We start from the raw sequence: 22,639 nt of genomic DNA, 5'->3' as shown, positions 1-22,639 counted from the left end.
CGTTATGAATGTTGTTATTACTGGCGGCAATCGCGGAATTGGTTTAGCACTAACCAAGCAGTACAAAGCGCGTGGGGCAAAAGTGTTTGCTACGTGTCGAAATAGCTGTGATGAGCTCAACAGTGCCGGCGTCACTGTTGTGAAGGGGGTTGATGTATCACAGCCTGATACGCTCGCTGAAAAGTTAGCGCCATTAATGGACATTAATATTGATTTACTCATCAATAATGCAGGCGTGCTGGGCAGAGAGAATATCGAAGACTGGGATCCCAACACTATAGACTATCAGTTCCGTGTGAATGCACTTGGACCGCTATTGGTGACACAAACTCTATTACATAGACTGGCCGAGCAGAGTAAAGTTGCACTGATTTCAAGCCGTATGGGCTCGATGGAAGATAATGGGTCGGGGGGCTATTACGGATATAGAATGTCAAAAGCAGCACTAAACGCAGCAGGGGTATCAATGGCGAACGATTTAAGACCCAAAGGTATCTCGGTAGGTGTTTTTCACCCAGGCTTTGTTCAAACTGAAATGGTCAATGGCGCGGGCGACATTGACGCCGATACATGCGCTGAACGTTTAGTGGCTCGTATAGACGAGTTGAATATTGAAAACGCTGGGCGCTTTATTCATTCCAACGGTGATGTCTTACCGTGGTAGACGGTTTGTCCAAATAAAAATAAAAAAGAGGCGCTTTCTAGCGCCTCTTTCAGTTTACTATTGTTGTTCTTCGTCGTCTTGATCTTCAGATAATACGGCCCATACGTCATGCTCGTTTGCATGAATGACTTCCGCCCAAACACGATCTCCCGGTTTTACATCATAAACACCATTTAAGTGCACCACACCATCGACTTCTGGCGCATCTGCATAACTGCGTCCAACAGCGCCTTCGGCATCAACTGAGTCGATTACTACCTGATACTCATTTCCTATACGGGCTTTCAAACGTGCTGCACTAATTTCACCTTGTACTTCCATGAAGCGTGCTAAACGCGCTTGTTTAATATCTTCTGGAACTGGATCTGGCAGTTCATTGGCTTTTGCACCTTCAACTGGCGAGTAGGCAAATGCACCTACGCGATCGAGTTGTGCTTCACGCAAGAAGTCGAGGAGTTCTTCGAATTCTTCTTCAGTTTCACCCGGGAAACCGACAATAAAAGTAGAACGGATCACAAGTGATGGACACTGCTCACGCCATTTCTTAACACGCTCAAGAACGCGCTCTGACGAACCTGGACGTTTCATTAATCGCAATATACGCTTACTGGCATGTTGGAATGGAATATCCAGATAAGGTAGGATTTTCCCCTCATTCATTAATGGAATGAGGTCATCTACATGTGGGTAAGGGTAAACATAATGTAGGCGCACCCAAATTCCCATTTCGCCCAACTTTTCACACAGTTGTTGCATGTGTGTTTTGACTGGCATGCCATTCCAAAAACCTGTTCTATGTTTAAGGTCGACGCCATAGGCGCTGGTATCTTGAGAAATGACGAGCAACTCTTTCACGCCCGCGTCTTTTAATCGTTTCGCCTCATCTAATACATTGCCTACAGGGCGGCTGACTAAATCACCACGCATCGATGGAATAATGCAGAACGTGCAACGGTGATTACAGCCCTCTGATATTTTCAGGTAGGCATAGTGTCTAGGTGTAAGCTTGACGCCATGATCAGGAATAAGATCTTCAAAGGGATTGTGGCTAGGCTTAGGAAGATGGTCGTGAACTTGTTCAACAACGGTTTCATAGGCATGAGGCCCAGTAATAGCAAGTACATTCGGGTGAAGTTCACGAATTTCGTCTTCTTTAACCCCAAGGCAACCGGTGACGATAACTTTGCCATTTTCCTTGAGTGCTTCACCAATAGTGTCTAGTGATTCTTCGACGGCGGCATCAATAAAGCCACAGGTATTAACAATAACTAAGTCTGCGTCATTATAGGTGGGTACTACATCGTAACCTTCAGTGCGCAGTTGAGTTAAAATACGCTCAGAATCCACAAGGTTTTTGGGACAGCCCAAGCTAACAAAGCCAATTCTATTTCCATTACTGGGGCTTGCATTTTGGTTTTCGCTAAGCACTTTCACTGGCGTTTCTAAGGTAGTCGTTTTGTTGGCTACTTTCTTCGGATCAAAGGTTTCAACTGTCATCTAAAATATCACCCGTAAATGACTGTGCATAAAATGGCCGCGGATTATACAGTAACTCGAGATGTTTCGCAGTAGTTTACTTTAAGTATTTATCGAATAGAAATGCGAGGGTCACAGGGTCACCACCTATTTCTTAAACAAGATTTCGCACACTGTCTATCTGTATTCGCTAGTAAATTGGATGAAATTTCATCATACTTTTATGTTGTTGCTCTCTGATGTCATTTTAACTATTACTGTAGGTCAATGAAATTTTTCTCTTTAGTCCTTTTAATACGCTTTGTTAAGTGTTGCTTACTAAGCGCTGTAGTAATGTTATCCGGCTGTGGGAATAACAGTCGTTACTTTGATGCCCTCCCAAATAGCTTGACGTTATCAGTGAACCAGTCTCCTCAGTTTGTCACAGATTTTTCTCACAAATCTACGGATGACCTTTATAACTACTGCTTAGGTGTGGTTCCACAAAGCACAGAGCGACTTGTAAATAGTATAGTGTGTACACATGCGCTGTTGGCGCGCGACGATGTTTCACTTTCTCAACGCCAATTTGCTTTGGGAAGACATCGCAATGCATTGATGCGATTGCTTATTTTAAAGCTTGAAGGGTTAGAAGATCGTGCACACCTTCATACTGGATTAGACTTAAATGTCCCCATTATCTTTGCCTTCAAAATAAAAGCGCGAGAACCTTCACTACAGCCAAAAGTGTTGGGTGACTATGGTATTGCGGTAGTAGTACGTGAAAATGATCTTCATCAACAAGTAGACTCAACAGACAATACCTTAAAGAGCTATTATCCGCAGGAAGGGGAGTTCCGTAGTTACACATTGATGTTCGATGGTATAAAAGTTGATGGCGAAGAAGTACTCATAAAAATCAGCAAACAGCCAATTAATGAAAGGACCACCATAAGGGTGGGGCGCAACGCTTACCTTGCACGTTACTCACCTTCAGCTGCTTATGTAGCACTACTTAATAACTCCACTATTGATGCGATGAGTTGGAAAGGCTTTGTTGGATCTGACCTTGCCGAGGAAAGGCGAGGTGTATACGCAATTGGACCGCTTTCAGATACCAAAATACCCCTTATCATGATCCATGGTTTGAATTCTGACCCTCTTGTTTGGCGCTATTTGTCAGTAGCTATTTTAAACGACGAGTGGTTGAACGAGCGATATCAATTATGGCATGTGCTTTCTTTACCCTACAGGCCAACCACCTTTTTATAATGCAATGAAAGTGCGCCGTGAATTAAACGAATTGCTCGATAATTTGAATAGTCCACTGTTAAAAAGGGAAGCGGTTTACATAGGGCATAGCATGGGAGGACTAATCTCTAAGCTTCTGACCACCGAATCGGGAAGTGATTTTTGGCAGGCAACCTTTGCGGTATCTAAATCAGACTATGAACGATACAGCACGGCAGATATTGATGAGTTGTTTTTCTTCTCGCCATTATTTGAACGAAACACGGTATTTTTTCTTGATACTCCACATAAAGGTTCCGCGTTGGCTACCTCTACGATAGGTTATATTGGCAACAAGTTAGTTAGCTTGCCTGTTTCATTGACCCACCTTTTTGATGGTATAGTCAGCGCACTTGGCAACGACATTTTCACTCCCAGTATGCGCCCCTACATTGAAAACACGCGCTTTAAAAGTTTAGATGTACTCGCGCCAGGACACCCACTTATGGATGTTCTTTACAATAAACGCGTTCAAGGAGATGCCTATGCTGTTATAGGGTCAAGCTCTGAAATAGAATGTGACACACCAACGCTTTGTTCACTTATCAATGATGGTGTTGTTAACTATGACAGTGCATTTACTCCTGATGCGTTAGAGACCATTATTGTCAATTCTCGCCACAATTCTTTTAAATCACCTCAAGCGGTAGATTTTATTGTGGAGCATCTTCGCAATTAATACCTTTAAAACGGTGTAATTGCCCCCACACTAACAGACCTTAATACGATTAAAACATTAGAACGCCATGTTAAAGCTGCCGCTTAAATACTACGATGAATCGGGTCGAATACTTCCCCCAAGTTGGTTATACAGCTTGCTCATCTTGCTTTGTATTGACTGGCTTGCGTTTATATTTTCACTAGCCTCACGAAGTCAAACCGACGCTTTGTTGCACTTTTTTTACCCTCAAAAAGAGAGTTTGGGATTGGGCTTAGCAGCAAGCCTACCCGTACTGGCGAGTTTGTTACTGGTTAGCCAGCGTGAACGTTTGTGGAAAAGAGAACTTATTGTATGGCGAAAGTCGGTTATCCCACTTTCTCAGCTTGGCATCATCTCACTGCTGGCCGTTCAGTTGTTCTATGCAATGCATCATCATTGGGGATTTGAATATGTGACAGGAGTGAAACTACTGATTTACAGCATTTCACTGTATGCAATAACACGCAGTCGTCACCTTAAATGGATGATAGAGGATTGGGCAAATCCTCACCCCAAAGATGACGATGTGTCGTCTTAATTGGCGTTAGTGTTGTAACGATTTATGGTTATTGAGCGCTTGTTCATAATAGGCAAAGACGCTTACTTGACTATCGTTGACTAGACGTTCGTAACAAATGCCTGCAAAGGCATAAGTGTTTTCACCTACCTTCAGAAACACCGTTGGTGCGTTAGGGTTAGATTGGTCGTACACCCATTCCCCCCCAATTTGTGTTTTAAGTACTTCACCGATATACGCGCCAAAGATGTTACAAATGGTGAATACAGCTTCGTCTTCAAGTGCTTGGTCGTGATATTTATCAATAAAACTCAGTAAAATGTCATCGACTAAGCGCACACTGTCAGGAGAATTGTCTAAGGTAATATCAAATTCCGTTGAAGAAGCGACTACAGCATCTTTAGCGCAATCGGACATCAGTTTGTTTAGCTCTTCAGGTGACATTGTTCTTCTCCTTTTTCACCGTTGTTGGGTGTATCGAAATACTGCGAAAAAAGTATGCCAATACAGCTTGTTATCTTATTGTGCTCAACTTATTGGCTGATGTCTATTTTTGTCCGGTTAATCGGTTGATAACACTGGCGGCTGCAAACATACCAAAGGTGGCAGTTACGGTAACAACGGCACCAAAACCACCGGCACAATCTAACCTTGTTCCGCCTTCCATAGCTGATTTATTGTAACAAACAGAGCCGTCTGGCTGAGGGTAACGCAATTGCTCAGTAGAATAGATACATTCAACACCGAAACGTCGCTTCGGGTTTTTGCTGAAGTTATAATTGCGTCTTAACTCACTGCGCAATTTAGCTGCTAGCGGGTCTTGTGTAGTTTTCGCCAGGTCGCCTTTTGTGACTTGGGTAGGGTCAATTTGACCACCCGCTCCACCGACAGTAACAATTGGAATTTTATTGCGCTTGCAGTGTGCGATCATTGCAGCTTTGGCGCGAATACTGTCAGTTGCGTCTACCACAGCGCTATGTTTCGAAGTAAAAAGTTCTGTTACGTTGTCCGGTGTAACAAAATCTTCAACGCAATGTACAGTGCAGTTGGGGTTAATGAGTGCAATTCGCTTGGCGATGGCATCAACTTTGGCTTCGCCGATGGTATCTGACAACGCGTGTATTTGTCGGTTGGTGTTAGTGACGCAAACGTCATCTAAATCAATAAGCGTTAATGTGCCAATACCAGAACGAGCAAGCGCTTCAGCAGTCCAGCTACCCACACCACCAATACCAGCAATTACAACATGGCTATTGGCGAGGTTATTGGTTTGTTTAGCACCATACAAGCGTACAATGCCCCCTAAACGCGGATCATCTGACATGTGATATTCAATACTCTTAAGCTAAATCGGTTCTATGCAGGATACAACTGCGAGTTTGCGGCGCATGATCGCAAAAATCGCTAATAATGCAAGTTTTACTGTTGTAGTCTACAACGCTAGATGTAAGGGATAGTGTTTAAAGTTAACAAATTGGGGCATTAATGCGAAAACATTATGATTTGGTGATAGTGGGCGCGGGAATAGTAGGGGCCGCCACGCTTAAGCATTTTGTGCAAGTCAATCCAACAAAAACGGTGTTGATGATAGAGAAAGAAGCACACAGTGCACAACATCAGACTGGTAGAAACTCAGGCGTGATCCACGCTGGAGTGTACTATCCCCCGAATTCGTTAAAAGCCCAATATTGTGTAGCAGGCTTGCATGACACAATAGCGTGGTGTGAAAAAGCCAAGTTACCCTTTGAACAATGCGGAAAACTCATTGTGGCAACCAAAGAGAGTGAGCTTGAGCGATTGGAAACACTGTTTCACAATTGCACTCAAAATGGGCTTTCACCAGAGCGGGTGAATCAAGCGACACTACATCGCCTTGAGCCAAACATCGTTGGTAAAGAAGCCATTTGGGTCAAGCTAACAGGAATAACCGATTACACGGCAATATGCCGCAGCTTTATAAACGCAGCATTAGAAACCAACAATGTGGATGTTCACTATTCTACACGTGTTGCTCATATCAACGAAACACCCAACAACGTGCAAATCGGCCTTGCCCAGTGTGCTGACAAGAATTCTGAGCGCGTTACGCGATACGATGTCAGTTGTGATCAGCTGGTGTGTTGTGCGGGTGCGTACGCTGATACGCTAATTCGTGCTCAGGGTTTAACGCCTGATTTCAAGATTATGCCTTTTAAAGGTGTTTACTATCGCCTAAGTGAACAGTTCAATAATATAAGCGAGCGCCTGATTTACCCCGTACCAAATCCTGAAATGCCATTTCTTGGCGTTCACTTAACGAAAATGATAGGGGGATATACCACGGTTGGTCCTAATGCTGTATTAGCATTAGGAAGGGAGGCGTATACAAGCTTTCCCTCGTTTTCTGAAATGTACCGCACGCTATCTTATCGCGGTTTGCATAAGCTACTTTGGCAGTATCGCAAAAGTGTCGTTGATGAGATTCAAACCTCTGTTAGTAAAAAGCGTTATGCAAAACTAGTTAAGCAGTATTGTCCAGATGTATCACACGAACACTTTAGCTTTTATCGGCCGGGTATTCGTGCGCAAGCAGTAACGGACGATGGCAAGTTATTGCATGACTTTAAATTCGTACAGACCGATCGTGTATTACACGTGGGCAATGCTCCCTCGCCAGCGGCTACCAGTGCTATGCCGATAGCTCGCGCAATCGTTGAACAACTTTAGCCTAAGGCGCTGCTAGTTTTATAGATTTTATAGAATGGTAAATCCGTTTAAAAGCAACATACGTTCTAGTTACTACATGCTTTAATTAACCGAGTAAATTTTAGTGAAAGGTGAGAGGAATAGCGGACATGGGCTTACTAGTAGACGGAAAATGGCAAGATAAATGGTACGACACCAGTAAAAACGGCGGAAAGTTTGAACGGCAAGCTTCACAATTTCGCTCAACTATTTCAACAGAGCAAGGTGCTGAGTTCCCTGTAGAGTCTGGGCGATATCACCTCTACGTTTCATTGGCGTGTCCATGGGCCCATCGCGCGCTAATTTTTAGAAAATTAAAAGGGTTAGAGTCACATATCGACGTGTCTGTGGTGTCTCCTGACATGCTGGACAAGGGCTGGGAATTTGATGAATACCCAGGCGCGACGGGCGATAAACTTTATGGGTTCGATTACGCGCATCAGTTGTACACCAAAGTAAAGCCTGACATTACCTCACGGGTTACTGTGCCAATTTTGTGGGATAAAAAAACGCAGTCGATTGTTAATAACGAGTCAGCTGAAATTATTCGCATTTTCAACACAAGCTTCAATGAACTAACGCGAAATGACGATGACTATTATCCAGAGGCATTACGTGAAGAAATTGACGCGATTAATGACATGGTTTACCACAACATCAACAATGGGGTGTACAAATCAGGTTTTGCTACCACGCAGGACGCGTATGAAGAAGCAGTAGAAGCGCTTTTTAACGCGTTAGATACAATAGAAGAACGATTGGGTAAGCAGCGTTACCTTGTAGGAAGTACACTAACCGAAGCTGACTGGCGGCTATTCACTACACTTATCAGATTTGACCCTGTTTACCATGGCCATTTTAAGTGCAATATAAAGCAAATTGCAGACTATCCAAATTTATTCGGTTACATGAAAGAGTTGTATCAACACCCAGGTATTGCACAAACGGTCAACTTTGATCACATCAAACGCCATTACTATTACAGTCACACAATGATAAACCCTACGCAGGTTGTGCCTGTTGGGCCGCAACAGGACTTGATGTCTCCTCACGGCAGAGACAAACAGTACTAAGGGGAAATGATAATGAGCGCAAAGGTAGTTAACAAAACTCTGAGCAAAAAAGTAAAAGGTATCGCAACAAGTGATGGGGCAGGTGTGTCGCTGACACGCATTATCGGACAACCCGCTTTACCGCGCTTAGATCCATTCCTTATGCTCGATTTTTTTGGCTCTGATAAGCCGGGTGAATATATTGCTGGTTTTCCCGCTCACCCACACCGAGGCTTTCAAACGGTAACTTATATGCTCGCAGGGAAAATGCGTCATAAAGACTCGGTGGGTAACGAGGGTGTTATTGAAGCGGGTGGTATTCAATGGATGAATGCAGGTAAGGGCATAATTCATGAGGAAATGCCTGAACAACAAGAAGGGCTGTTACAAGGTTTTCAGTTATGGGTAAATCTACCCGCAGCTGAAAAAATGTCGAGTCCAAATTATCAAGACATTCCACCGCTTACGGTTCCGACAGTGAATGTGGGTGATGCATCGATAAAAGTATTAGCCGGTGTATTAGGTGACACAGTAGGGCCCGTTAAAACCACAGCAGTTGCACCTACATTTATTGATGTAACCATACATAAAGGTAGTGTCACTATACCCATACAACAAAGTCACGTGGGTTTTATTTACGTGTATGAGGGGGCGATAGTGCTGAATGGTGGAGAAAACAAAAACGCATTAGGTGCCTTAGAACTTGGCGTACTAAGTAGTGAAGGCGAATTACTCGATATTACGGCTAACGACAACGCAAAGTTTATTGTTGTGACAGGGAAGCCCATAAACGAGCCTATTGTGCAATACGGGCCATTTGTAATGAATACACAGTCAGAAATTGTTCAAGCATTTAATGATTATCAAAATGGAACGTTAACCGCGTAATAGTGTTGATAATAGTTGATGAAAGACAGTGCAATGGTGTCGTGCTACCATTTAGTAACGCATCCTAAGGAAAGGCATGGCACCTATGCACTTTGAACGCATTGACCCAAAGCACGTACTTTCGCTTTTAGATTTTGAAAATCGTAACAGGCATTTTTTCGAAACTTACATTGCCCCACGTGATAACGCATTCTATTCCCTTGATGGTGTAGGAAACCATATCAGCGAACTTCAATACCTTGCCAAGTGCAATCGCGCATTAAGTTTTGTCTTGATTGAAAATAATCGAATTGTCGCACGCGCAAATCTTAAAAATATAGTGAGCAAATGTGCTGAAATTGGCTATCGCGTGTCTGAAGAGGCAACTGGTAAAGGGGTGGCGTCTTTATGCGTTGAATTTCTTATTGGTGAAGCTAAGCGTAACGGTATCATAAGCATTAAAGCTGAGGTCATGGACAATAATCGAGCTTCAGACAAAGTCCTGTTGAAAAACAACTTCGTACCTACGCTTTGCTACTTAAAAAAGTACCTTCACAATAATACTCCTATTAACAGCGTACTTTATGAATTCTATGTAGAGTAATGAGCAGAGTAATGTGTAGAGTAAAAAGAACAAAACGCCTTATTCGCTTCTTTAGCGCCTTTGCTTGCGCGTATTTGCACTATATTTCTGTGCGATTTTCATGTCTTATTTTGTTGTGTTTAGCGAAGGGCGAATTAACAACACGCCCTTTCTATTCGATTAACAACTATTAATGTTTGTTATATTAAAATCAATCACTTGCTATGGTTATGCGTAACTTTCGCATAGGTTTATTAGCTTGAAATCAGCCATATCATCCAAGCATGTGTAGCTACAACAACAGTGGTAAGTGCCATACGCAGACTAATGTAGCTGACAATCTGATCTTTTGACATGCTGAGCGTGAATTTGTCGTAGAGCAGAATCCCAACACAACTTAACGATAAGATACCTAACACTTTTGCATCGTAAGCGAAGACTAAACATAACCAACCTATAATTGTTGGTAACATCGCTATGTACATTTGCTTGTCATAACGTTGGTTACTTATCGCATCCCACCAATGAATGCCACCAAAAAACGATAATAAGACTGCTGAGTATTGGACGAAATACGCGACACTTTGGGCAAGTGACATTAGGTCTAACTTATACGCTATAGGCAGCCCAACAAATGGGATAAGACCCGCTACTCCTAAAATAACGACTGAATAGGGCATTGATACTCCTCAAACAAAAATAGCGCCAGTCAGGCGCTATTTTTACTACCAATAATAATACTTAGTTCAGTATTACTTAATCGGGCTATATTTACGCTGGTTATGACCAGTGTAAAGCTGACGAGGACGACCGATTTTTTGCTTCGGATCGCTCATCATTTCATGCCAATGTGAAATCCAGCCTACTGTACGAGACAGTGCGAAGATACACGTGAACATGTTGGTAGGAATACCAATCGCTTTAAGTACGATACCAGAGTAGAAGTCAACGTTCGGGAACAGTTTCTTCTCTGCGAAGTATGGGTCGCTTAGCGCGATTTTTTCTAGTTCCATTGCAACTTCAAGAAGTGGATCTTTAACGTTTAGTTCGCTAAGCACTTCATGGCAGCTTTCACGCATTACTGTAGCACGTGGATCGTGGTTCTTGTAAACGCGGTGACCGAAGCCCATAAGGCGGAATGGGTCGCTCTTGTCTTTAGCACGTGCAATAAACTCAGGAATACGGTCAACTGTGCCGATTTCTTCAAGCATATTTAGGCATGCTTCGTTTGCACCACCGTGCGCTGGGCCCCAAAGTGACGCTACACCCGCTGCGATACACGCATAAGGGTTAGCACCTGAAGAGCCTGCTAGACGTACTGTAGACGTTGATGCGTTCTGCTCATGGTCAGCGTGAAGCGTAAAGATACGGTCCATAGCGCGTTCAACAGCAGGACTGATTTGGTATTCTTCTGCAGGAACAGAGAACATCATGTTCAGGAAGTTAGCTGCATAGCTTAGGTCGTTTCTAGGATATACAAACGGCTGGCCGATGTTGTATTTGTAGCACATAGCAACAAGCGTTGGCATTTTCGCAATTAAGCGATGTGCGCTGCGAATGCGTTGTTCTTCGTTTGATACGTCAAGATCGCTATGATAGAAAGACGACATTGCGCCCACAGTACCGCAAAGCATCGCCATAGGGTGGGCGTCATTGCGGAAACCATGGAAGAACATGTTAATTTGCTCATGTACCATGGTGTGACGTGTGATAGTGTCTTTAAATTCTGCGTACTGCTCTTTCGTTGGTGCGTCACCGTGAAGTAGCATGTGGCATACTTCTAAGTAGTCAGCGTCGCGTGCAAGTTCTTCAATTGGGAACCCGCGGTGTAGAAGTACACCTTGTGCGCCATCGATATAGGTAATTGCTGACTCGCAAGATCCTGTCGCCATAAAACCTGGGTCGTACGTGAAATAGCCGTGTTGACCAAGCGTACGAACATCAATTACATCTTGTCCTTCGGTGCCAGACAAGATAGGAAGCTCGATTTCCTTACCGCCGGCTTTAAGAATGGCTTTCTGATCTGCCATAAAATGCTCTCCTCAGAATGGTTCTGTTTGCAGCGAAAACGGACGAAAATATCCGCTTCGTTGGGAAAAGTGGGCGTATTTGTACTTTATTATGCACTAACAAGTCAATTTAATTGCATATTTGCACAATAAATATTCCGAATTGCTGAAAAAAATAATTAGCAATCGAATAACGATTTTTTAACGCGTTGGGAATTCACTTTGCCCGATACGGTGCAATTATCAATGGCTTTTCGACAAAGGTAAACCACCGAACGATAATTATATTAGCACCTCAGTTTAAAAAGTAACCTTTTGATGTGGAATAATTACCCATCCAGATTAAAAGTCGTTAATTTCTGATGTATTCGCATAGTTATTAGTTTTGCGTACTGGTAAACTGCGCCCACTGTTTACACTGTCGAATACGTGAGATGTAGGCAATATTGATCTCTTTTTAGTCAATATTATTACAATATTGTGTTTACTGAGACTAAAGTCTTACTACGGCACAAAAAATTGTAATTATATACTACGCTGGATATACTCAGCGGTGCTTTGAATACGGAATAATTATTCTGTTAGAGGCATTAAAGAATAATTCACAAATTGTTAACAACTCAATGGATGAGGCAATTAACAGGTTAAAAATCGAATTGACTTACTCAGGACATAATAAGGTAAGAAATTCATTATCCCCTACGGATTAAACAGGCATACATTGTGAAAAAGCAAAGACCAGTAAATTTAGAACTCAATACTATTAAATTTCCGCCCTCTGCTATTTCGTCAATTCTCCACCGTGTTACCGGTGTTGCTATGTTCTTCGCGCTACTTTTTGTAATTTGGGCTTGGGCAGTATCTGTTCACTCGCCTGAAGGTTTCGCGAACGTGCAAGCAATCATGGACGGTTTCCTTGGAAAATTTGTCGCAATTGGCACAGCTTCAGCGCTGACATATCACATTCTAGGCGGCCTAAGACACGTTGTTATGGATTTAGGTCACTGGGAAGAATTAGAGTCAGGTAACACAAGTGCAAAAGCAGTAATCGCACTTTGGGTTGTTCTGACCGTAGTATTGGGAGTTGCACTATGGTAACCAACCAAGCAAGCATTAAGCGCGATGGCGTTCAAGATTACGTTTCATTACGCGCTACCGCAGCAATTATTTTCGCGTACTCGGTTTTCATGGCGTGGTTTTTCATTACCACCGATAACCTAACCTTTATCGAATGGCGAGGGTTGTTCTCTGGCCTGGCTATGAAAGTTTTCACATTGGCAGCACTTATTGCAGTGATGATCCACGTACGTATCGGCCTATGGCAGGTACTAACAGACTACGTTAAAGCGGCAGGTCTACGTGCAGTATTACAATATGTTCTAAATATCATCGCGTTTGGCTACGTTGCTGTCGGCCTATTCGTATTGTGGGGAGTGTAAGATGAGTTTACCCGTTCACGAGTTTGATGCAGTAGTAATTGGTGCTGGTGGTGCAGGTATGCGCGCCGCACTACAGATTTCACAATCTGGTAAATCATGTGCACTACTATCAAAAGTTTTTCCAACCCGTTCTCATACTGTGTCTGCACAGGGTGGTATTACCGTAGCGCTTGGTAATTCGCACGAAGATAACTGGGAATGGCACATGTACGATACCGTTAAGGGTTCTGATTACATCGGTGACCAAGACGCTATCGAGTATATGTGTAAGACAGGCCCAGAAGCGATTATTGAAATGGAAAACATGGGTCTTCCTTTCTCTCGTTTCGAAAACGGTAAAATTTACCAGCGTCCTTTCGGTGGCCAGTCAAAGAACTTTGGTGGCGAGCAGGGCGCTCGTACGGCAGCTGCTGCTGACCGTACTGGTCATGCACTTTTGCACCTTCTTTATCAGCAAAACGTAAAGAACAAAACAAAAGTTTTCTCTGAGTGGTACGCACTAGATTTAGTGAAGAACCAAGACGGTGACGTTGTGGGTTGTACAGCAATCGACATCGAAACTGGCGAAGTAGTTTACTTTAAATCACGCGCTGTTGTTCTTGCAACAGGTGGTGCAGGCCGTATCTATGCATCTACAACTAATGCTCACATCAACACTGGTGACGGCGTTGGTATGGCACTACGTGCCGGCGTTGCGGTTCAAGATATGGAAATGTGGCAGTTCCACCCGACGGGTATTGCTGGCGCAGGTACCTTGGTAACAGAAGGTTGCCGTGGTGAAGGTGGTTACCTTCTAAATAAAGACGGTGAACGTTTCATGGAGCGCTATGCACCTAACGCGAAAGACCTAGCAGGTCGTGACGTTGTTGCGCGTTCAATGATGACAGAAATTCGTGAAGGTCGTGGTTGTGAAGGCCCGTGGGGTACTCACATTAAGCTTAAGCTTGACCACCTTGGTAAAGACGTACTTGAATCACGTCTTCCGGGCATCCTTGAGCTTTCACGTACATTTGCGCACGTTGACCCAGTGAAAGAGCCAATTCCAGTAATTCCTACTTGTCACTATATGATGGGTGGTATTCCTACAAATGTTGATGGCCAATGTCTAACCGTTGATGAGAACGGCAATGACAAGGTTGTTAACGGTCTATTCGCTTGTGGTGAGATTGCGTGTGTATCGGTACACGGTGCGAACCGTCTTGGCGGTAACTCACTACTTGACCTTGTTGTATTCGGTCGTGCGACTGGTTTACACCTTGGTAAGACATTGTCTGAAATGGCACCAACACGTGACGCATCAGAATCTGATCTTGAAGCTTCAATGACGCGTTTCAATCGTTGGGAAAATTCAGAGAAAGGTAAGGGCGAAGACCCAGTACAAATTAAGAAAGACTTGCAGAAATGCATGCAGCTTAACTTCTCAGTTTTCCGTGAAGGTGAAGCAATGGCAGAAGGGCTTAAAGAGCTTAGCGAAATTCGCGAGCGTCTTAAGCATGCACGCCTTGACGACAAGAGCGCAGACTTCAATACCCAGCGTATTGAGTGTCTAGAGCTAGATAACCTTATGGAAACCGCGTACAGCACAGCAGTAGCAGCTAACTTCAGAACGGAAAGCCGTGGCGCGCACAGCCGCTTCGACTTCCCAGATCGTGATGATGAGAACTGGTTATGCCACAGCATCTACGATCCGAACACTGATAAAATGCTTAAACGTGAAGTGAATATGGCGCCTAAACTTAGGGAAGCATTCCCACCTAAAGTGCGTTCATATTAAGAGAGGCAACGATCATGCAATTAACTTTTTCGATTTATCGTTACAACCCTGAAGTAGACGCGAAGCCTCGCATGCAAGACTACACTCTAGAAGTAGAGGAAGGTCAGGACATGATGGTGCTAGACGCGCTACTTGCACTTAAAGAGCAAGATCCGACGCTATCTTTCCGTCGCTCGTGCCGTGAAGGTGTGTGTGGTTCAGACGGTGTGAACATGAACGGCAAAAACGGCCTAGCGTGTATCACTCCGCTTTCTGCACTGGGCAAAGGTAAAATAGTAGTTCGTCCACTTCCAGGTCTACCGGTAGTACGTGACCTTGTTGTTGATATGACGCAGTTCTACACACAGTACGAGAAGATTAAGCCATTCTTAATCAACGACAGCAAACAGCCGCCAGCACGCGAGCACCTTCAGTCACCTGAAGAGCGTGCGAAATTAGACGGTTTGTACGAATGTATTCTGTGTGCGTGTTGTTCTACATCATGTCCGTCGTTCTGGTGGAATCCGGACAAGTTTATCGGTCCTGCAGGTCTACTTCACGCTTATCGTTTCCTTATCGATAGCCGTGACACTGCAACAGAAGAGCGTCTTAACGACCTTGATGATGCGTTTAGCGTATTCCGCTGTCACGGTATCATGAACTGTGTAAGTGTTTGTCCTAAGGGCTTGAACCCAACGAAAGCGATTGGCCAAATTAAGTCAATGCTTTTACAACGGGCTGTTTAGTACTATATTCTGATAACTTCTTTTAGTTACAGATAGCGATGCTCTAAATAGCCATCCAACAGGATGGCTATTTTTTTATATATTCGTTGTTATAACACTTGGTTATGCTGAGAATAACCTTATAATACATCTTGATTGTTAACTAGATTTTATAAAACGTAGCAAGGCAAATTAAATGCAAGAAAGCGTGATGAAAGCGTGGTGGGATTCCTCGCACATGGCAGGTGCCAACGCTGCCTATGTTGAAGAGTTGTATGAAGCATATTTAGAAGACCCTCAAAGTGTCTCTGAAACTTGGCGACAAATCTTCGATAACCTCCCCAAAGTCGATGGCGTAGAGTTAGAAACCAATCATACAGCAATTAAAAATCAGTTTAGGCAACTTGCTGCGTTAGGGCCTACTGCCCGTATGTCTAGTCCATCAGTGCCTTCAGCAAATGTTTCTGATGACAGGCAAGTTAAAGTTCTTCAGTTAATCAATGCTTTCCGTTTCCGCGGTCATCAAAATGCTAACCTTGATCCATTAGGTCTTTGGAAGCAAGAGCGTGTTCGTGACATTGAACTATCTCACCACAACCTTTCTGAGCAAGATTTCGATTCAGTATTTAACGTAGGTTCTTATGCCATCGGCAAAGACTCTATGTCTCTAGGTGAGTTGTTTAAGTCGCTTAATAGAACATATTGTGGGTCAATCGGTGCTGAGTATATGCACATCACCGATACTGACCAAAAGCGTTGGTTACAACAAAAAATTGAATCAGTGCAGGCAAAACCTGAAATCTCACGTGATGAGAAGCTAAGCATTTTGAAAGGTTTGACTGCTGCTGATGGCATGGAAAAATACTTGGGTTCTAAGTTCCCAGGTGCAAAGCGTTTCTCACTAGAAGGTGGTGATGCGTTAATTCCAATGCTTAAAGGTTTGATCACCAAAGCCGGAACCGCAGGTACGAAAGAAGTGGTTATCGGTATGGCCCACCGTGGTCGTTTGAATGTGTTAGTTAACGTTCTGGGTAAAAACCCGTCAGTGCTATTTGATGAGTTCTCTGGTAAGCACGACGACTCGCTAGGTGCAGGTGACGTGAAATACCACGCAGGCTTCTCGTCAGATTTCGCGACGCCAGGTGGTAATGTTCACCTAGCGCTAGCATTTAACCCGTCTCACCTTGAAATTGTAAATCCAGTGGTGATGGGGTCAGTACGTGCCCGTCTAGCTCGACGTAATAATGACACCAATACAGTACTTCCAATTACTATTCACGGTGACTCGGCAATCGCTGGTCAAGGCGTGGTACAAGAAACCTTTAATATGTCACAAACTCGCGGCTTTGCTGTGGGCGGTACAGTGCGTATTGTGGTAAACAACCAAGTTGGTTTTACTACGTCGAAGACAGAAGATACGCGCTCAACGCAATACTGTACTGACATTGCGAAAATGGTGCAGGCACCTATTTTCCACGTTAACTCTGACGACCCAGAAGCAGTTGCATTCGTTACTCAGCTGGCGCTTGAATATCGCAACAAGTTCAAAAAAGATGTGGTAATCGATTTAGTGTGTTACCGCCGACACGGTCACAACGAAGCTGATGAGCCAAATGCAACTCAGCCGTTGATGTACCAAAAAATTAAAAAACACCCAGTACCTCGCGCTATCTATGCTGACCAGCTTATTGCGGAAGGCGTAATAGAGCAGCGTGATGCTGACCGCTATATTGAAGAATATCGCGCAGCGCTTGATCACGGTGCATGTGTGGTAGAAGAATGGCGTCCAATGACTGAGCACAGTGTAGACTGGTCTCCGTACCTTGGTCACGATTGGGATACACCATATGATGGTGCTGTTAGCGTTGAAAAACTTAAAGCGCTAGGCGAGTCTATTACGACCATTCCAGAAGAGCACAAGCTTCAATCGCGCGTTAACAAGCTTTACCAAGACCGTAAAGCGATGGTTGCTGGCGAGAAGCTACTCGATTGGGGTATGGCCGAAAACTTAGCCTATGCCACTATTGTTGATGCTGGCGCAGACATTCGTATTACCGGACAAGACTCTGGCCGTGGTACTTTCTTCCACCGTCACGCTGTACTGCATAACCAAAAAGATGCCTCTACTTATATGCCACTTCAACACATTCGTGAAGGGCAGGGTGAAATTGAAATATATGACTCTGTACTTTCAGAAGAAGCGGTTATGGCATTTGAATACGGTTTTGCGACAGCAGAACCAACGTGCTTAACTATTTGGGAAGCACAATTTGGTGACTTCGCTAACGGTGCGCAAGTAGTATTCGACCAATTCCTAAGCTCAGGTGAAGCAAAGTGGGGCCGTTTGTGTGGTCTTACTGTTTTACTTCCACACGGTTACGAAGGTCAAGGTCCAGAGCATAGTTCTGCACGTCTTGAGCGTTTCCTTCAAATGTGTGCTGACCACAACTGGCAAGTGTGTGTACCATCAACACCTGCACAGGTTTACAACATGCTTCGTCGCCAGGTTGTGCGTCCAATGCGTAAACCTCTTATTGTGATGTCGCCTAAGTCATTGTTACGTCACCCGCTTGCCGTATCGTCAATGGAAGAATTGGCGGAAGGTAAATTCCACAATGTTATCGGTGAAATTGACGATATCGAACCGAAGAACGTTAAGCGCGTGGTGATGTGCTCAGGTAAGGTTTACTACGATTTGTTAGATCAGCGCCGTAAAAATGAGCAAACAGACGTTGCAATCATACGTTTAGAGCAACTTTATCCATTCCCACAGGAAGAATGCGCTAAAGTTGTGGCACAATACAGCCATGTTAAAGATTGGGTTTGGTGCCAAGAAGAGCCTCAAAACCAAGGTGCTTGGTACTGTAGCCAACATCACTTCTGGCAAGCAATTCCAGATGGTGCAAAATTAACATATGCGGGCCGTGATGCATCCTCGTCGCCTGCAGTAGGTTATGTTTCCGTTCACAACCAGCAACAGAAAGCCCTGGTTGAAGACGCACTCACAATTAAATAAGGAACAGTAATGACAATTGAGATAAAAGTTCCGGTTCTACCTGAGTCAGTTGCCGATGCCACCATTGCAACCTGGCACGTTAAAGCCGGTGACGCAGTTAAACGAGACCAGAACCTGGTTGATATTGAAACTGATAAAGTGGTTTTAGAAGTTGTGGCGCCAGCGGACGGTACAATGGGTGAAATCCTAAACGAAGAGGGTGCGACTGTTTTAGGCGAGCAAGTCATTGCTAAGTTAGAAGAGGGTAGCGCTGCTGCTCCTGCTGCGTCTAAATCTGACGAGTCAAAAGAAGAATCAAAAGCTTCTGCACCGGCTGCATCAGGCAAAGCGTCTGACGTAAAAGTGCCTGTACTTCCAGAGTCGGTTGCTGATGCCACCATCGCTACATGGCACGTTGCGGTAGGCGAAGCAGTATCGCGCGACCAAAACTTAGTAGATATCGAGACAGACAAAGTTGTTCTTGAAGTTGTAGCGCCTGCTGATGGTTCACTAAGCGAAATCATTGCAGAAGAAGGTGCAACGGTTACTGCTGAAGAAGTGATTGCAAAGTTCGTTGAAGGCGCAGCAAGCGGTGCATCTGCACCTGCGGCATCTGCCGAGTCTGACGACAGCGACGACAGCAGTGATGCACTAAGTCCTTCAGTTCGCCGTCTACTTGCTGAAAAAGGTGTTGATGCGGCGAAAGTGAAAGGTACAGGTAAAAATGGCCGTATCACTAAAGAAGACGTAGAAAAGTATCTTAAAGGTGGCGACAGCTCAGCTAAGGCAGCGCCTGCAGCAACTGAAGCACCAGTGGCAGACTTGCCAACGGGTAACCGTACTGAGAAGCGTGTTCCTATGACACGTCTTCGTAAGACCATTGCAAACCGACTTCTTGAAGCGAAAAACTCTACGGCAATGCTAACTACGTTTAACGAAGTAAACATGAAGCCTATCATGGACCTTCGTAAACAGTATCAAGAGAGCTTCGAAAAACGTCACGGCATTCGTTTAGGCTTTATGTCGTTCTACGTTAAAGCGGTTACAGAAGCACTTAAGCGCTTCCCAGAAGTTAACGCGTCAATCGACGGTGATGACATTGTTTATCACAACTACTTCGATGTATCGATTGCCGTTTCTACACCACGTGGCCTTGTAACGCCAGTACTTAAAGATACTGACACACTAGGCATGGCAGGTGTTGAAAAAGGAATTAAGGAACTAGCACTTAAAGGTCGTGACGGAAAACTGTCATTGGCTGAACTACAAGGTGGTAACTTCACAATCACCAACGGTGGTGTGTTTGGTTCACTAATGTCTACACCAATCATTAACCCGCCACAAAGCGCTATCTTGGGCATGCACAAAATCCAAGATCGCCCAATGGCTGTTAATGGCAAAGTAGAAATTCTACCAATGATGTACCTAGCACTTTCTTATGACCACCGCATTATCGATGGTAAAGAGTCAGTTGGGTTCTTGGTGACAGTTAAAGAGATGCTTGAAGATCCAACACGTCTACTACTAGACGTATAAGACTTTCGTCTCACTTAATTGTGGTTGGGCGCTTGGCTTGTGTTATCTTGCTAAGCGCCTAACGCAACGCTGATATTTACCCTATAATATCAGTCTAAATAATCAAGTCGCATATGCGGCTTTTGTCTTACTAAAAATCGGATAGAAACACCATGAATTTGCATGAATACCAAGGTAAGCAGCTATTCAAAGAATACGGTTTGCCTGTTTCTGAAGGATACGCAGCAGACACTGCTCAAGGTGCTGTAGAAGCCGCTGACCGAATTGGCGGAGAAGAGTGGGTAGTTAAGTGTCAGGTACACGCGGGCGGTCGCGGTAAAGCTGGCGGTGTAAAGCTAGTTAAAAACAAAGACGACATTCGCGCTTTCGCTGAAAACTGGCTTGGCAAAAATTTGGTGACTTTCCAGACTGACGAAAATGGTCAGCCTGTGAGCAAAATCCTTGTTGAATCTTGCACAGATATCGCTAACGAGCTTTACCTTGGTGCAGTAGTTGACCGTACAACCCGTCGCGTTGTATTTATGGCATCTACTGAAGGTGGCGTTGAGATTGAAACTGTTGCAGAAGAGACTCCAGAGAAAATTCTTAAAGCTGAAATCGACCCAATTGTAGGTCCTCAGCCTTACCAAGCACGCGAAATGGCGTTTGCTCTTGGTCTTTCTGGCGTTCAAATTAAGCAATTTACTCAAATCTTCCTTGGCCTAGCTAAGATGTTTGAAGAGCTTGACGTTGCGCTTATCGAAATTAACCCGCTAGTAATCAAAACTGACGGTAACCTACACTGCCTTGACGCAAAAGTAGGTATCGACGGTAATGCACTATATCGTCAGCCTAAGCTGAAAGATATGCAAGATCCTTCACAAGAAGACGCGCGTGAAGCACACGCGGCTCAGTGGGAGCTTAACTATGTTGCTCTAGACGGTAACGTTGGTTGTATGGTTAACGGTGCAGGCCTAGCAATGGGTACAATGGACATCGTAAACCTACACGGCGGTAAGCCAGCTAACTTCCTAGATGTTGGTGGCGGCGCGACTAAAGAGCGTGTAGCTGAAGCATTCAAGATCATCCTTTCTGATGACAATGTTAAAGCGGTATTGGTTAACATCTTCGGTGGTATCGTACGCTGTGACATGATTGCAGAAGGTATTATCGGCGCGGTTAAAGAAGTAGGCGTAGAAGTACCAGTAGTTGTTCGTCTAGAAGGTACCAATGCAGAGCTTGGCCGTGACGTTCTAGCGAACTCTGGTCTTGATATCATCGCTGCTGAATCGCTAACTGATGCAGCACAGAAAGTTGTTGCTGCAGCGGAGGGCAAATAATGTCTGTATTAATTAATAAAGATACTAAAGTAATTTGTCAGGGTTTCACTGGCGGTCAGGGTACATTCCACTCTGAACAAGCAATTGCTTACGGTACGCAAATGGTTGGTGGTGTTACACCAGGCAAAGGCGGTACTGAGCACTTAGGTCTTCCAGTATTCAATACTGTACGTGAAGCGGTAGAAGCAACTGGCGCAACTGCAACAGTTATCTACGTACCAGCACCTTTCTGTAAAGATTCAATTGTTGAAGCTGCAGATGCGGGTATCGAGCTAATCGTATGTATCACTGAAGGTATCCCAACGCTTGATATGCTTTACGTTAAAGAATACGTAGATGCAAAAGGCGTTCGCATGATTGGTCCAAACTGCCCAGGTGTTATCACTCCTGGAGAGTGTAAAATTGGTATCATGCCTGGTCACATTCACAAGCCTGGTAAAGTAGGTATTGTTTCTCGCTCTGGTACGCTTACGTACGAAGCGGTTAAGCAAACTACTGACGAAGGTTTCGGCCAGTCTACCTGTGTTGGTATCGGTGGCGACCCAATTCCAGGTTCAAACTTCATCGACATCCTTCAGATGTTCCAAGACGACCCACAAACAGAAGCTATCGTAATGATCGGTGAGATCGGCGGTACTGCAGAAGAAGAAGCGGCTGCATTCATCAAAGCGAATGTAACTAAGCCTGTTGTTTCTTACATCGCGGGTGTAACGGCTCCTCCAGGTAAGCGTATGGGTCACGCTGGTGCAATCATCGCAGGCGGTAAAGGTACTGCTGATGAGAAATTTAAAGCACTAGAAGACGCAGGCGTTAAGACTGTACGTTCATTAGCTGACATCGGTAAAGCACTACGCGAAACTACCGGTTGGTAATAAGCGTTAGCAAGCAAGTTGTAAAAAGCCCGCTTTAAGCGTAATGCCGTTCACTTAAGGTGAGCGGCATTTTTCTTTCTGCTGTATCGCTGTGGTCTCTTCTTAACTGTTCGGGGGAAGCTGCGTTCTCGCCGTGGAG

At 44.3% G+C, this 22,639-nt stretch carries 21 protein-coding genes; 16 read left to right on the top strand and 5 right to left on the bottom strand.

The genetic code is table 11. The features are described 5' to 3' along the window. Positions 1–4: 4 nt before the first annotated feature. Complete coding sequence (locus LHL20_RS16865) at positions 5–664, top strand: SDR family oxidoreductase (protein ID WP_226434130.1); 660 nt, start codon at positions 5–7, stop codon at positions 662–664. Between the two features lie 57 nt (positions 665–721). Here the strand turns inward: LHL20_RS16865 and rimO are convergent, their stop codons facing one another. Next, positions 722–2,161, bottom strand: coding sequence for a 30S ribosomal protein S12 methylthiotransferase RimO (rimO, locus tag LHL20_RS16860; RefSeq protein WP_226434129.1), 1,440 nt, complete (start codon positions 2,159–2,161; stop codon positions 722–724). Between the two features lie 312 nt (positions 2,162–2,473). Between rimO and LHL20_RS16855 the strand changes: the two genes are divergently transcribed. The 3 genes from LHL20_RS16855 (at position 2,474) to LHL20_RS16845 (ending at position 4,647) form a co-directional block, all read left to right on the top strand. Beyond that, complete coding sequence (locus LHL20_RS16855) at positions 2,474–3,391, top strand: hypothetical protein (RefSeq protein ID WP_226434128.1); 918 nt, start codon at positions 2,474–2,476, stop codon at positions 3,389–3,391. Positions 3,392–3,401: 10 nt separating this feature from the next. Continuing rightward, positions 3,402–4,088, top strand: coding sequence for a hypothetical protein (locus LHL20_RS16850; RefSeq protein WP_226434127.1), 687 nt, complete (start codon positions 3,402–3,404; stop codon positions 4,086–4,088). A gap of 67 nt (positions 4,089–4,155) precedes the next feature. Continuing rightward, positions 4,156–4,647, top strand: a complete 492-nt coding sequence (locus LHL20_RS16845) for a DUF2919 family protein (RefSeq protein ID WP_159624310.1) — start codon at positions 4,156–4,158, stop codon at positions 4,645–4,647. Positions 4,648–4,653: 6 nt separating this feature from the next. Here the strand turns inward: LHL20_RS16845 and LHL20_RS16840 are convergent, their stop codons facing one another. Beyond that, positions 4,654–5,070, bottom strand: a complete 417-nt coding sequence (locus LHL20_RS16840; RefSeq protein WP_159624312.1) for a hypothetical protein — start codon at positions 5,068–5,070, stop codon at positions 4,654–4,656. A 103-nt stretch (positions 5,071–5,173) separates the two neighbouring features. Beyond that, positions 5,174–5,950: a tRNA cyclic N6-threonylcarbamoyladenosine(37) synthase TcdA gene (tcdA, locus tag LHL20_RS16835; RefSeq protein WP_226434126.1), complete on the bottom strand. Its 777-nt coding sequence runs from the start codon at positions 5,948–5,950 to the stop codon at positions 5,174–5,176. 161 nt (positions 5,951–6,111) lie between these two features. Here tcdA and lhgO point away from each other — a divergent pair, with 161 nt between their 5' ends. From lhgO to LHL20_RS16815, 4 genes are all read left to right on the top strand, one after another. Further along, positions 6,112–7,332: an L-2-hydroxyglutarate oxidase gene (lhgO, locus tag LHL20_RS16830; protein WP_226434125.1), complete on the top strand. Its 1,221-nt coding sequence runs from the start codon at positions 6,112–6,114 to the stop codon at positions 7,330–7,332. A gap of 128 nt (positions 7,333–7,460) precedes the next feature. After that, a complete protein-coding gene (locus LHL20_RS16825; RefSeq protein WP_226434124.1) occupies positions 7,461–8,423 on the top strand; it encodes a glutathione S-transferase family protein in 963 nt (320 codons plus the stop codon). A gap of 12 nt (positions 8,424–8,435) precedes the next feature. Beyond that, positions 8,436–9,290: a pirin family protein gene (locus tag LHL20_RS16820; RefSeq protein ID WP_226434123.1), complete on the top strand. Its 855-nt coding sequence runs from the start codon at positions 8,436–8,438 to the stop codon at positions 9,288–9,290. Positions 9,291–9,366: 76 nt separating this feature from the next. Then, positions 9,367–9,873 (top strand): GNAT family N-acetyltransferase, encoded by a 507-nt coding sequence (locus LHL20_RS16815; protein ID WP_226434122.1) that lies wholly within the window; start codon positions 9,367–9,369, stop codon positions 9,871–9,873. Between the two features lie 233 nt (positions 9,874–10,106). On the opposite strand, the gene LHL20_RS16810 is transcribed toward LHL20_RS16815, so the two are convergent. Beyond that, positions 10,107–10,532 (bottom strand): DUF3429 domain-containing protein, encoded by a 426-nt coding sequence (locus tag LHL20_RS16810; RefSeq protein WP_226434121.1) that lies wholly within the window; start codon positions 10,530–10,532, stop codon positions 10,107–10,109. A gap of 72 nt (positions 10,533–10,604) precedes the next feature. Continuing rightward, the gene (locus LHL20_RS16805; protein WP_159624323.1) at positions 10,605–11,882 is read right to left on the bottom strand and encodes a citrate synthase; all 1,278 of its coding nucleotides are present in this window, start codon (positions 11,880–11,882) and stop codon (positions 10,605–10,607) included. 702 nt (positions 11,883–12,584) lie between these two features. On the opposite strand from LHL20_RS16805, the gene sdhC reads away from it, so the two are divergent. From sdhC to sucD, 8 genes are all read left to right on the top strand, one after another. Beyond that, entirely contained in the window at positions 12,585–12,959 is a 375-nt protein-coding gene (gene sdhC, locus LHL20_RS16800) for a succinate dehydrogenase, cytochrome b556 subunit (protein ID WP_071814724.1), read from the top strand. Next, positions 12,953–13,300: a succinate dehydrogenase, hydrophobic membrane anchor protein gene (gene sdhD / locus LHL20_RS16795; RefSeq protein ID WP_159624325.1), complete on the top strand. Its 348-nt coding sequence runs from the start codon at positions 12,953–12,955 to the stop codon at positions 13,298–13,300. The genes sdhC and sdhD overlap by 7 nt, the downstream gene beginning before the upstream one ends. 1 nt (position 13,301) lies before the next feature. Further along, positions 13,302–15,074, top strand: a complete 1,773-nt coding sequence (sdhA, locus tag LHL20_RS16790) for a succinate dehydrogenase flavoprotein subunit (RefSeq protein ID WP_159624327.1) — start codon at positions 13,302–13,304, stop codon at positions 15,072–15,074. A 14-nt stretch (positions 15,075–15,088) separates the two neighbouring features. Then, positions 15,089–15,799, top strand: coding sequence for a succinate dehydrogenase iron-sulfur subunit (locus LHL20_RS16785; RefSeq protein WP_012518362.1), 711 nt, complete (start codon positions 15,089–15,091; stop codon positions 15,797–15,799). A gap of 175 nt (positions 15,800–15,974) precedes the next feature. Continuing rightward, positions 15,975–18,794, top strand: a complete 2,820-nt coding sequence (gene sucA / locus LHL20_RS16780; protein ID WP_226434120.1) for a 2-oxoglutarate dehydrogenase E1 component — start codon at positions 15,975–15,977, stop codon at positions 18,792–18,794. 9 nt (positions 18,795–18,803) lie between these two features. Then, positions 18,804–20,309, top strand: coding sequence for a 2-oxoglutarate dehydrogenase complex dihydrolipoyllysine-residue succinyltransferase (gene odhB, locus LHL20_RS16775; protein WP_226434119.1), 1,506 nt, complete (start codon positions 18,804–18,806; stop codon positions 20,307–20,309). Between the two features lie 152 nt (positions 20,310–20,461). Next, a complete protein-coding gene (gene sucC, locus LHL20_RS16770; protein ID WP_025255208.1) occupies positions 20,462–21,628 on the top strand; it encodes an ADP-forming succinate--CoA ligase subunit beta in 1,167 nt (388 codons plus the stop codon). After that, complete coding sequence (sucD, locus tag LHL20_RS16765) at positions 21,628–22,500, top strand: succinate--CoA ligase subunit alpha (protein WP_159624335.1); 873 nt, start codon at positions 21,628–21,630, stop codon at positions 22,498–22,500. Before sucC ends, sucD begins: the two co-directional genes overlap by 1 nt. The last annotated feature ends 139 nt before the right edge of the window (positions 22,501–22,639 follow it).

Origin of the sequence: Alteromonas sp. McT4-15, assembly GCF_020515205.1 — a bacterium.
In the GTDB taxonomy this organism is placed as follows: Bacteria; Pseudomonadota; Gammaproteobacteria; order Enterobacterales; family Alteromonadaceae; genus Alteromonas.
Note: the sequence above shows the minus strand (reverse complement) of the source record. Positions and strands in the feature narration are given on the sequence as shown.